The following is an 11,804-nucleotide window of genomic DNA, read 5'->3' as shown; positions in this document are numbered from 1 at the left end:
TGCAGAAAGCTATAACTCTGAAGAAGAGGGTGCGTGTCTTGCGATTTTAAATATAGACGAGCCGAGAGCCGAAGAGTTGGATAAGATCAGATGGAATGTAAACGGCAACGATATTGCAGAGTACAACGGCAAAGAGACGATAACCCATAATCTAAAAGAAGAGAAAGTAAGAGAAATACCATTCAAAGCGTACATTGACGGTAAAGCGGAAGATGCGGCAGACGCAGTGCTGGTGTATGATACGAATAAGGTAGAAGAAGTCGAAGCAAAAGAAGAGAAATAATGAAAATATATAAAGTCATAATCGGGTTACTCCTAATAGTAAACACACTTTTAGCGGAGACTACAGCAGTAGATATAGACACCTTTTTGGAAAGTATCAAAGTACCTGTTCAAAAAGAGATTTTATGTAAAGACGTTGTAAAAACGAACACAGAATATATGCAATGCCTGGAAGAGAAAACAGCAAATGCACCTACAGTTGAAAATATCAACTTTCTGGCAGGTATTTATGCCGTTCAAAGAGATTATGCAAAAGCTTTAGAGCTGTACAAGAAGTCTATAGATAATGGTGATAAAGCAGCTGTCTATTTTACAGCAGGTATCTACAATGAAGCCCTTAAAGAACACGAAAAAGCGCTTCCATACTTTCAAAAGATAAAAGAGTACAAAGACAGCACCTGTCAAATAGGCGGTATTTACGCCATCGTAAAAGATGAGAGTTACTTCAAGTTTATAAATAAGTCAAAAGCCAAGTCAAAAACCCTGGACTTCTATGATGAAGAGATTGAAAAAGACAATATGAATGCCTATGGCTGTAAGGCTCTGTACTATATGAGTCTGCAAGAGTACGGGGATGCCGAAGATGTTATCAATGAGGGTATAAAAAGAAATGACATTACTTCACTCTTTTTAATGGGACAGCTTCGTGATCAACACGCCGGAAGTTATGATAAACGCCAAGAGATGTTTGAGTATTATCAACAGGCCGCAGATCTCGGATATGCCAAAGGGGCACACAACCTTGGTGTAATATTTGCACAAGAAGAACGATGGGCAGAGGCAGAAGCGGCTTTCAGAAGAGAGATAGAAATAGGTAACACCGATGCACTTTTAGATTTAGCACGGGTATATCGGTCTCAAAAAAAGTATGAAACGGCAGAGAAGTTTTATAGAAAATTAGCAGAGTTTGGGAACTATCAAGGCCTTTATCAGGCTGGTTTGATGTATGCTAAAAGCGGAGATGAAAAGAACTATAAAAAAGCCGAAGCGATCTATCAAGAGTGTATTGATAATGGCTATGGGAATTGTGCTTCAGGGATGGGCTTGCTTTATAAAAATCAACTCAAAGAGTATGACCAAGCAATAGCTTATTACAAACTTGGAAATAAGATGGGTGATGCAATTGCTACATATAATTTGGGTGTTTTGTATGGTGAGACTCTACAAGATCAAGCAAATGAGATAGTTTGGTATCTAAAAGCAGTTGAAATGGGAGATGCAAATGCAGCATTTAATATGGGCCATATCTATGAATTTGATGATGTAGATTACCCAAAAGCTATTCAATGGTATAGAAAAGCCATTGAATTAGGCAGGCCAGTGCAAGGCAGAATCTATGAGATAGAGTATAAAATGAAACATGAAAAAGGTGAAAAGTAATGTCTGCACGGTATGAAGGCGAGGTTTACTATAACCATGATGAAATCCTGCATATCAAGAGCTTCCAAAACAAAAACGGGACCCCTTGCAAACAAGACGAACGAACCCGTTTTGCCTACCTGGTTGTCAGCAAAGACGAAGCGCGACAACTTGCCGGTTCCTTAAAAGATGACAAAGCCGTTGTTGATGCGGCAAGAGCAAAATATGCAGCAATTCTAAAACAAGCGATAGAAGCAGAAGATGCTAATTATGTACAGGTCAATAAAAACATAAGAAACGTCAATCTAAAACAAGAAAATAAACTTGTACACCTCTTTAACGCTCCTGCTTACAATGTCACATCCAAAGCAAATGCACTTAAGTCAAAATCCTTTAAAGACGCGGCGAAAAATTTAGAGAAGAGCGAGGCGATTTCTGGTGAAAAGATAAATGTCACCTATCTTCATAAAGACAAAAAAGAGTGTGATGCATATATCAATGAGGAAAACAGAGCTTTTTCTCGTACCAATGTAAACCAGGCGCAACAAGAGGCCTATGCCCTGGTTTCTCTGCCTTATGTCTATAACTACATTTTGAAAAATTCAAAAGAAATTGTAGATATCGACTTTAGGTTAAGTCTGTATGAAAACGAGGTGAGCGTCTCGTTAATGCCAAAACTTCAAGTGGAGTTTGGGGTCTTTTTTGACGGCACCAACAACAATATGTACAATATTGACTTTTTTCAGGACTTTAAAAAGTATGTGAAAAAGCAGATAGATTTTATAAGAGAAATCAAAAAAACTAGCGATAATGAAAATGAAGACCTCTTTGCCAAAGCCTTCTTGGAACACCCCAGCGAAAAAAATGAGACCATAATGAACTTGTTGAGAAATGAGGTCATTGCCGATATGCGTTATTTTGAAGAGAGATCGCTAGTTGGCACAAAAAATAAATATCATATATATTCTGACAGTGCTACGAAAGACTCGGATAAACTCTTTTTACTGTTTGTGGAAGTGTATCAAACTCATAATGGTATAGAAGACGGCTTTTTTGAAGGGATAGGTGACTATTTTAATAATCTTTCCGGTTTGGATCGTGGAACATTAGTTGATGAAAAGAAACTAGATGCCTTTATAGGAGAGTACCTTGTTAAGGAGGTCCTTCCAGACAGTGTGGAAGATAGCTCTTACACCAACGGATATACCAACATCAAACGATTGTATGAGCATTATGAGGGAGCCGATAGGCTTTCAAGAACCAAGGCAGATATTCAAAATGTGAAATCTTATAAGCTCTATGCTTCTGGCTCGGGAACGATCGATCCGGTCGATAATATGGCCCTTGACAATGACAGTCTCTTTGGTTTAGGTTTGGGCACAGGCAAAGCAGGCGTTAAAGCGCATATTATCTACTCGTGTGAGAAGATCGCTGAGCAGCTCAGAGAACAAAAGACCACACATGTCGATGAATTGGTTTTGGACGTTTTTGGTTTTAGTCGTGGAGCAACGGAAGCACGCCATTTTGCCTGTACCTTGATGAAAGATTTTGCACTTTTAAAACAAGATGGGTACTTGGAATATGCGCTTGACACCGATGAAGAGGGCAAAAATGCCTTTTCACCTTTTTATGAAGAAGAGAATGGACTTTATACCTACATCAATGATCAACCTTATTTCAATCCTCTGATAAAGGGCGCGGCAGGTGCTTATAGAAAAGGTGAAGAGGACAAAGAAGATGCTGAGATGGTAATAAATGAGAAATATCATGATAAGCCTGAAATCAGTATTAAAAGTCTTGCTTTCAGACATGCAAACATAGGCGATACCGTTACGCATTACGGGTTTATGCAGAGTAATGATTCTAAAGATTTAAACATACACTTCGATAAGGAGAAGATCGGATCGGTCTATCATATTATGGCCATGGATGAGTACCGATATAACTTTGAAGCACACTCTATTTTTGATGCGCCCTATAGCGGTGTTCACAAGGTAGAAGGAAATTTCAAAGAGTTTATTGTTCCGGGCGCTCATGCTGACGTAGGTGGCGGATACCAGAACTCACCTGCTGAAGAGCTTATTCTTTATCCAGTAGGAACAGATCTCGATAAGCTTAAAACGTGGAATAAGCGTTACCAATGGATAGCGAAAGACTATTATGACGATTTCGAAGTTTCATCTATCGGTGAGAAAGCGAAAGAAGGTGGGTATTTGGTCAAAAAAGAGAATCATACCAGCCACCGTCATGGCTAAAATAATATGTATTACACTCAGAAAGAGACTTATATGTACCGAAAAAACCTCTCATGGGAATACGAACTTGTCTGTTTGAAGCTTATGCATGACGAAGCAACATCAAAAGACAAAGAAGAGGTAAACAGAGTACCTTTAGTCCCAATACTAGATCAATATAAACTAGACACAATAGCAAAAAATGATACAAGCTCTAGAGAAAAAGAACATTTATTAGTTCAGGTTTATAAAAAGCTTGCAACGTTTGAACCCATTGCCAAAGAAGACCATTATAAACTCAGACAGAGATATATTCACCAGTCATCAAACTTGCATACTTTGAAAAATGCCATAGCAAATAAACCTTCGACTGAAGGTGATAATGGTATATATGGTCAAAGAGTTGTATACGGTGCGACAGGCGATAAATTTCCATCTAAAGATTTTACATAAAATGAAAGTGTGTCCAGTAAAAGGTAAAGCCTCAAAATGACTTACCCAAAAACCATAGAAGAGGTCGAAGCTCTCGAAGAGACACTGAACAGACACCGCATCGATCTCAACTGCTACTGGCATCTGACAACGCAGATGAAGATCGCCATTGCCGTACACGGAGACAAAGCGCAAGAACATGTAGCTAAACTGATGCGCGGATTCAAAGTAGTACCAAAGAGACTCTATACCAAACCTCTCCCACCTTGGAAAAAGCGGATATGAAAGTAAGCGCAAGCAGCATTTTCTCAGATAATGCCAAAGAGACGATTACCCATAATCTGAAAAAAAAAGTAAGAGTGGTACCATTCAAAGCTATAATGAACCTAACTGTGCTTATTCCAAGTTTAATGTCTGTTCTCGCTTTGATAGCACTGTACAAAACTATATTGATAGGTCGTACACATTTTGATGCGAATAAAGTAAAAAAATGAAATGGATAATTGTTTTATTAATAATATCTTCTTTAAACTTGTCTGCTGAACAAGAAAATAGAGATATCTTCGATGTTGAGATGGAGTCGTTGTACACTTTAGTCGAACGTTCATTGGTGCAGCGCAGTCAATCTCCTGCTTTTTTCGACGAGTTAAATACAGAGTTGGAGTCAAGCGGGTACCTGAGTGCTCAATCTATTCAGAAAATAAAGAAACGTACAGAAGATTACAAAACACTGCGTAGTGCTTTGTTAAAAAAAGCATTGTTGTTTGAGCCTTGGCTAAAAGAAAAAAAATTAGATGAAAAAAGACGTTTTAAAGGAGTGATGCTCTCACTTTCTTCAGCTATCGTTCTTTATGATAATTACCTTTTCAACCTCTCTGCGATGCAAAGTGAACGGCATTTGCGACATGTTATTAATGATGCAGACAGTGAATACAACTTGGAAAGCCGTGAACTTCTTCTCATTACAAGTGAATATACCTCTATCGGTAACTATATTCGCATGCAAAAAGCGATTCAGTTTTATCAACGAGAGTTAGAACAAGAGTATGAGTATGATGATGAGATGGTCTATTTACAAACTTTAATTGAGAATAGCCCATCTTACCGAGCACAGGAAGATAAAAACTTTTTTCAGGTTGTAGCAAGAAAATTATATTTTTACGGCAAGAGCAGTGTTGATGAAGTTGAGTTGTTTCGAGATGACAGTATAAATCTTATGAGTGGCGTCTTTGGAAACGGTATGGGTCTGATCTCGACACGACGAGGATTGATGTATACGAATAATACAGCTGAGACAGCTTTGCGTCAAGAGATGAAGGCTGGCGATATCTTGTTAGAAAAAACACCCTTTAGACTGACAGATAAGTTTATACCAGGTTATTGGGGGCATGCAGCTATTTGGATAGGTTCTAAGGAAGAGCTCAAAGAGCTTGGTATTTGGGATGAACCTATTATCGTGCCTTATCACAAGCAGATAGAAGAGGGACGTCAGATAGTAGAAGCACTCCGTTCAGGTGTTGAACTAAACAGCTTAAAGCATTTTCTAAATATTGACGATATGGCAGTTTTACGAGAGAGTGCCATAGATGTCAAGAAAAGGAAGGCCATTATATTACGCGCATTTGCCCAGTTGGGAAAGGCGTATGATTTTAATTTTGATGTGGAAACAACAGATAAAATTGTCTGCTCAGAGCTAGTCTACATATGTTATACACATATAAAATGGCCAACAAGTAAGACTCTTGGACGTTATACTGTAAGCCCTGATCATATTGCCCATAAGACAGAATCAAACGAGCTTAAACTTATTTCTCTTTACTATAAGGGAAAAGAGATCGATCACTCTGAAGGTCTATGGAAAAAGATGTTGATTGATAAGATATAAGAAGTGTTTGATGTTACGAATTCTGGTCGTATTCGTGACACTTTTTGGTTCTATTAGCCTAGGTGTTTTTGTTGAAAGACTGCGTATGCTCATCTTCTAGATACCCCATGTATAATTTTAATGTTAAGTCCATATAGGCAGAACGGACATATGCCGGACGTAGTTTTGCCATTAAGGTGTCAATTTCTGCTAGCGTGTATTTTTGATATAGAAGCCATGCAGATATTAACAGTACACTCCGTGATAACCCAAGTGCACAGTGCACATATACACCATTTTCCTTGTTTGCTTCAATTAAAAGTACTCCTTGATGCAAAGCATGAGGTGCTTGAATCGTTTGGTCAAGATAAGGGAAACGTATCTCTTCTTGAAAGGGTTTCTGCCACTGTTGTTCTGTTGCTAAATTAATAATATGGGCAATGTTATTATCTTTTATTTTAGAGTACTCCTTAGCAGACGGTAAACGTCCTAAATATACGTTGTCTTTTACTTTTGTCATAAGGTCGATTTTACGTTTAAAATACATCCATGAAAGGCGACTTCCCAAAAAGTACGGAAAGAAAATAATCCAATGTAAAAGTGATGCCCGGGCATCTTTCCCTGCTAGTAAGTTATTTAATCCAAATGCATAAACAAGGGCTACACTGAATAATGATATGAATAGGTAAAAGAGTATAGCCATTCCATGCTCAACAGTAAAACTCAGTATCATAAATACACTTGCAGCCGTTAAAAAGTAGAGCCCCATTTTTAAACTTCTTGGCGTGCTGAATTGTGATACAAAAAAAGATTTTTGATCTTTTTTAATAATAAATAGTGCCAATAATCCCATGAACGCTCCCGTGGGTAAATCAATAAAGTGGTGCTGGTAGACAAAAAGGGTAGAGAGCGCAATTAAACTAAACCAAACAAGGGCGATTAGCCGAACAATAGAGTTCTTTAAATGTCGTTTCATTGAGGCATACAATACGATAGCAAAACTGATGTGTAGAGAAGGCAGTTGGTTAAAAGGGAGGTCTGCCTGCAGTGCTGTAAATAGAAGATTATAACTTTCTACTTTGGGCTTTTCAAATCCAAACTGCAGAGGGAAAAGAGCAAATATTATTATGGAAAAAAAAACGATAAAAAGGACTCTTGCCGCTAAAATACGGATTTCTAAACGTGTGTAAGGTAATAAAAAAGCAATCACAAACATAAGATCTGACGACATATAAGGCACGATAAAAGATTCAATAAATGGAATGTCTCTTTCCCAAGACATAAATAGTGAAATGTGAGGTGCCGTTATTGCAGCGAATTGATTACTGGCACCATAGAGCAAAAAAAAGACAATCCCCATAAATATAAGCCATACAATACGTTCTTTCGGTGCTGTCACAGCCTCTAATGCGGGATCAAATCTATACGCTGACAATGTCTTCTTCTTTTATTGTTTTGGATTGATACATCGCAGAAGAAACTGTAAATATACCCCAATCATCAATATCCATAGTGTCTTTTACAAACCCACTGTTTTTAAAAATCTTGTCAAGCTCATATTGGGAACGACGGCGCATTACCCATTTCTCATTTTGGTGATTTCCTAGAACATTGGCAATTTGTTCTAATTGTGGATGCCAGGGTTGACCCGTATAGATCAAAAATCCATTCTCCTCAATGATAGAGCAAACACCCTCAATGGCATTCGCAATTAAAGCATTATCCGAGAACAGTTCAAAAATACCTGAAATGATAATGATGTTTGGACTATAGGTACTTTTATCGTAGTTGTTGGAATCGAAAGCATCACATTGCATATAGCTGATGTTTGTAAGACCTCTATCTTGAGCTAACTGTCGGCCTTCTTGAACATTTTGTTCTTGATAGTCTCTAACTTGAACTTCAATTTCAGGATGATTACTTGCAATATCGATTAGATAACGTGCCGGTCCTCCTGCAATGTCCAAAATACGCACTTTTTGACCTTTTGAATGCAATATTGCTATTTTTTCTTCAAGACTTTTTTCAATATTGATTTTTCTTTGGCGAATGCCTTTCCAACCAATACTATTGAGATAGTTTTGATCAATCATTGTTCCCAAAAATGTTTTTCCACTTGCTTCGTTTTTATAAACGTAATCGAGTGTAACACCCGAATCAAATCCGTAGGTTAATCCAACTTTCATCCCGTCGCTTAAACTTCCAAGCCTGCTCATCATAAACTTTTGTATTGCGTAATTCATCTCAGTGAGTAAAGGAAGAGAACCATATGCAATTTTGGCGAACTCATCAGCCGTCTCTTTTATAGTTGTATCAAGATTGCAATTTTCCTGTTTGTCAAAACACTCAGTCATAAAAGAGCTGATCTCATCTATAGCCAACTGATTATTTTCCTCGTATAAAACACCATGAAAAAATCCTTCCAACTGGACAAATTTTTTGTGTTCTGACGAAAGTTTAGAAAAAAAGTCTCCCTGTATTTTGGAGTCGACGACATAATCTTTTGTTGCACTCAATACCAGGGTCGGAGTAACGATTAAATTTGCATCACCAACAACGCGTTTAGCGGTATCCAAGAGCGTGGTAAGCTGTCTAGCCGGAATATTTGGAGTGATCAGCTTGTCCTGATTATATTTTACTTGCTCTGTTTTATCATGTGTTAGAAACTTTGCTTTTACGTAAGACTTAATATTTAGTTGGGGCTTTAGGCGTATGGCTAGTTTCAAGGACTCTTTTGCAAACGGAGCATAGAGTTTAATTTTGAACGCTGGTGCGATCAAAGCCATTCCCTTGATAGAAGGCGCATAATCATGTACCCAGGTTGAGGCCACCACCCCTGCGACCGAGTTGGCAACAACAAAAATATCTTTTTCCTTTTTCTCTTCTTGTTGACAAACAAAGCCCACAAAACTGTTGAGATCTCTGACTAAATCCATAAACTCATAGGTTGCAGGAACTTTGGTGTTCCCGTGACCTCTATTATCATAGGAATAGATTGTATAACCCTCAAATTCTTTCTTTTGAGCGATAGGGTCTAATCTCTCTGAATGTTCATGGCCTCTATGTAAAAGCAAAAGAATTCTCCCATTAGGTTTAGCGTCATGTACCCACTTTCGATAAAAGATTTCATTATTATCGAAACTTGTGAAGTATCCGGTTTGTGTTGTCATTGTTTTCCTTTTAAAATTTTAATCTCTTCTTCAAGCAGTGATGTAAACTCTTTTACATTTGTCTCCTGGTGGTATATACTTTTACCGACAAAAATATCGATTATAAAAGGTACGAAAAGGGCTTCACCTTTTGGCAGACATTTTCCTGCACCATGAATATGTATTGGTAGTACAGGTACCTCTGGAAACGATTTTGCTAAATGGGCTACGCCTGTTTTAAAACGACCCATTTGTTCACTTTCTCCTCGGCTTCCTTCTGGAAAAATAATAATAATTTCATTATTTTCGAGCGCTTTTCTTACTTTATCAAAGGGGTGCCCTTCACTTTTATCTGGTTTTCGACTGATGGGAATAATGCCAATTAAATTTAAAAAAAACCATGCGCTGAACCTATTTTTCAAGAAGTAATCAGCTGCAGCTACTGGCCGTATTTTATCAATGCCATTTATTGGAAAAAGACTCATCAAAGCTAAGGTATCAATATGACTGTTGTGATTCGCTGCAACAATGCAAGGTCCTGTTACAGGTAAATCTTTAATCCCTCTAACATTGACACCTGCGATAATAAGAATGATAGGTTTTATGATTATTAAAAAGAATATTTTTTTCATAATGATGCTCAATAATAGAGATAGTATACATAGTGGAAAAAGAGCGGGGCCGTATATGTTAGACTGTCAATCCTGTCTAAGATCCCACCATGCCCTGGGAGTAAAGTTCCTGAGTCTTTGACACCAATATCTCGTTTAATCATTGATATGACGACATCACCGACAAATCCGGCAGAAGAGATAATCATACCGGCAATTGCTGCTTGTATCCATGTAAATGGTGTTAGAAATGAAAAAAGAATAGCTAGTACAGTAATACTGATGAGCGCACCTACAAATCCTTCTATGGTTTTATTTGGACTGACTTTTGGAACAATTTTCCTTTTTCCAATACGCTTTCCCCAGATATATTGCAAAATATCATTAAGCTCTGTGAGTAGGACAAGGTACAGTACTAATGCTTTTCCTCCGATATCACTTCCTTGAACAGGTGGCAGCGTTAACATGTAGGCAATATGGCTAAGACCAAACACAAGCATCATAAGTCCCCACTGGATACGACTTGTATTTTCAAGGAACCCTTCATTATTGCCCGTTAATACTTGCCTAAATGGAAGAAGTAAAAAAAGATAAACCGGTATCCATATAATAAACATTCCGTACCATTGAATACCTGCAAAATAAAATTGAGGAATAATTGCCAGATATGCATAAAATATGACGCGTCTGTCCGTTCTTCGCGTTGGAATAAGTGTAAAGTACTCTTTTAGAGCTAAAAAGCTTAAGAAACCGAAAAAGAACATGGCTACAGTTGTATTCAACATTGCACCCAAAATAAAAAAAATGATAATGATCCACCACGAATAAATTCGATCTTTTAATTCTTGTGAGTCTCGGTAAACGGTATAGATAACGGCAGTTGCCAAAATGAGCAAGCCTAATATGATCCCTAAGACTATACCAGCCTTGTTAAAGAAGAGTTGTTCCATTAAAGTAGAGCCTTTTTTGCACGATTAATAACTGTTACAGTCTCAAGTACTATAGCTACGATCAATAACACATTTACCCACCAAGATGCAGATACACCAATACCTAAAATAAGACATATGAAACCAACAAGGAACGCTCTGTCACTTTTGCCCATAGGTCCATCATAAGCTCTTTCATTCCCCATTACAACAGAAAGGACACCTGTCATCTCTGTCAATATGGCAAAAAGAACGAATAAGACAGTCAAAACGGGGCTGACACCATTGATGTAAGCTAAAGGAAGATAAAGGGCGGCGTCTGAGACGACATCACTTAGTTCATTTAGAAGAGCACCCAGTTTCGTTTTCATATCATGTTCTCTGGCCAATATACCATCAATAGCATTCATCGCCATTCTCACAAACATAATGATAGGTACAAGTAACAATGTCCAAATCGCTCCATGCGAAAACGCAATTAACAGACCTGTTAAAATGGACAATAGGAGTGCTGTAACAGTCACTTGGTTGGGGGTAATTCCTCTATCAAACAAGAAATGTACTATGGGGCGAAGCATCGCCTGAAATTTTGGTTTTAAATCATATATTGTTATCACTTGATTTTTTCCATTTTCAAAGAATATTTTCAATAATTATACAGAAGTACACTTTAATTTGTTAGTATATATTTTAATATATTTACAAGAGATAAAACATGCTAACATGTTTTGGTCAATAAATAAGATACATGAGTGATTCCTAACAGTTTGTCATCGACGGAGTTAAATTCGGTAGTTTTTTGTACAACATCTACAAACACGGCCACGCCCACTGTTTCGTCGTGGATGCAGACGATGAAGGGTATGTGGTGACGGAGCTTAAACGCTATATTGAAGTAGAAGACATCCTGACTGAAATACTAGATAACGATACGAAACAGTTTG

The 11,804-nt window shown here is 37.7% G+C and carries 12 protein-coding genes; 7 read left to right on the top strand and 5 right to left on the bottom strand.

Annotation, left to right across the window (positions count from 1 at the left end; translation table 11 throughout):
- The 7 genes from ABYK33_RS09115 to ABYK33_RS09085 all read left to right on the top strand — a co-directional run.
- Positions 1–283 (top strand): hypothetical protein (locus ABYK33_RS09115; RefSeq protein ID WP_373032840.1); only part of this gene is annotated, 283 nt, incomplete at its 5' end.
- The gene (locus tag ABYK33_RS09110; RefSeq protein ID WP_373032839.1) at positions 283–1,662 is read left to right on the top strand and encodes a tetratricopeptide repeat protein; all 1,380 of its coding nucleotides are present in this window, start codon (positions 283–285) and stop codon (positions 1,660–1,662) included. The genes ABYK33_RS09115 and ABYK33_RS09110, both read left to right, overlap by 1 nt.
- Entirely contained in the window at positions 1,662–3,896 is a 2,235-nt protein-coding gene (locus ABYK33_RS09105; RefSeq protein ID WP_373032838.1) for a phospholipase effector Tle1 domain-containing protein, read from the top strand. The genes ABYK33_RS09110 and ABYK33_RS09105 overlap by 1 nt, the downstream gene beginning before the upstream one ends.
- Positions 3,897–3,929: 33 nt before the next feature.
- Positions 3,930–4,328 carry a hypothetical protein gene (locus ABYK33_RS09100; RefSeq protein ID WP_373032836.1) on the top strand — a complete coding sequence of 133 codons (399 nt, stop codon included), beginning with the start codon at positions 3,930–3,932 and terminating at the stop codon, positions 4,326–4,328.
- Between the two features lie 36 nt (positions 4,329–4,364).
- Complete coding sequence (locus tag ABYK33_RS09095; protein ID WP_373032835.1) at positions 4,365–4,592, top strand: hypothetical protein; 228 nt, start codon at positions 4,365–4,367, stop codon at positions 4,590–4,592.
- On the top strand, positions 4,589–4,801 hold the full coding sequence (locus ABYK33_RS09090; protein WP_373032834.1) for a hypothetical protein: 213 nt from the start codon (positions 4,589–4,591) through the stop codon (positions 4,799–4,801). The genes ABYK33_RS09095 and ABYK33_RS09090 overlap by 4 nt, the downstream gene beginning before the upstream one ends.
- Positions 4,798–6,192, top strand: a complete 1,395-nt coding sequence (locus tag ABYK33_RS09085) for a YiiX/YebB-like N1pC/P60 family cysteine hydrolase (RefSeq protein WP_373032833.1) — start codon at positions 4,798–4,800, stop codon at positions 6,190–6,192. Before ABYK33_RS09090 ends, ABYK33_RS09085 begins: the two co-directional genes overlap by 4 nt.
- A 58-nt stretch (positions 6,193–6,250) precedes the next feature.
- On the opposite strand, the gene ABYK33_RS09080 is transcribed toward ABYK33_RS09085, so the two are convergent.
- From ABYK33_RS09080 to ABYK33_RS09060, 5 genes are read right to left on the bottom strand one after another with little or no spacing between them, the layout of a single operon-like run.
- Entirely contained in the window at positions 6,251–7,606 is a 1,356-nt protein-coding gene (locus ABYK33_RS09080) for a dual specificity protein phosphatase family protein (protein ID WP_373032832.1), read from the bottom strand.
- The gene (locus ABYK33_RS09075; protein WP_373032831.1) at positions 7,593–9,341 is read right to left on the bottom strand and encodes a bifunctional alpha/beta hydrolase/class I SAM-dependent methyltransferase; all 1,749 of its coding nucleotides are present in this window, start codon (positions 9,339–9,341) and stop codon (positions 7,593–7,595) included. The genes ABYK33_RS09080 and ABYK33_RS09075 overlap by 14 nt, the downstream gene beginning before the upstream one ends.
- The gene (locus tag ABYK33_RS09070) at positions 9,338–9,952 is read right to left on the bottom strand and encodes a lysophospholipid acyltransferase family protein (protein WP_373032830.1); all 615 of its coding nucleotides are present in this window, start codon (positions 9,950–9,952) and stop codon (positions 9,338–9,340) included. The genes ABYK33_RS09075 and ABYK33_RS09070 overlap by 4 nt, the downstream gene beginning before the upstream one ends.
- An 8-nt stretch (positions 9,953–9,960) precedes the next feature.
- Positions 9,961–10,881: a phosphatidate cytidylyltransferase gene (locus ABYK33_RS09065; protein WP_373032829.1), complete on the bottom strand. Its 921-nt coding sequence runs from the start codon at positions 10,879–10,881 to the stop codon at positions 9,961–9,963.
- Positions 10,881–11,477: a CDP-alcohol phosphatidyltransferase family protein gene (locus ABYK33_RS09060; RefSeq protein ID WP_373032827.1), complete on the bottom strand. Its 597-nt coding sequence runs from the start codon at positions 11,475–11,477 to the stop codon at positions 10,881–10,883. The genes ABYK33_RS09065 and ABYK33_RS09060 overlap by 1 nt, the downstream gene beginning before the upstream one ends.
- Positions 11,478–11,804 lie beyond the last annotated feature (327 nt).

Source organism: Sulfurovum sp., from assembly GCF_041562805.1.
Lineage (GTDB): Bacteria > Campylobacterota > Campylobacteria > Campylobacterales > Sulfurovaceae > Sulfurovum.
The sequence above is the reverse complement of the archived record's forward strand: the minus strand, read 5'-3'. Positions and strand labels throughout refer to the sequence as shown.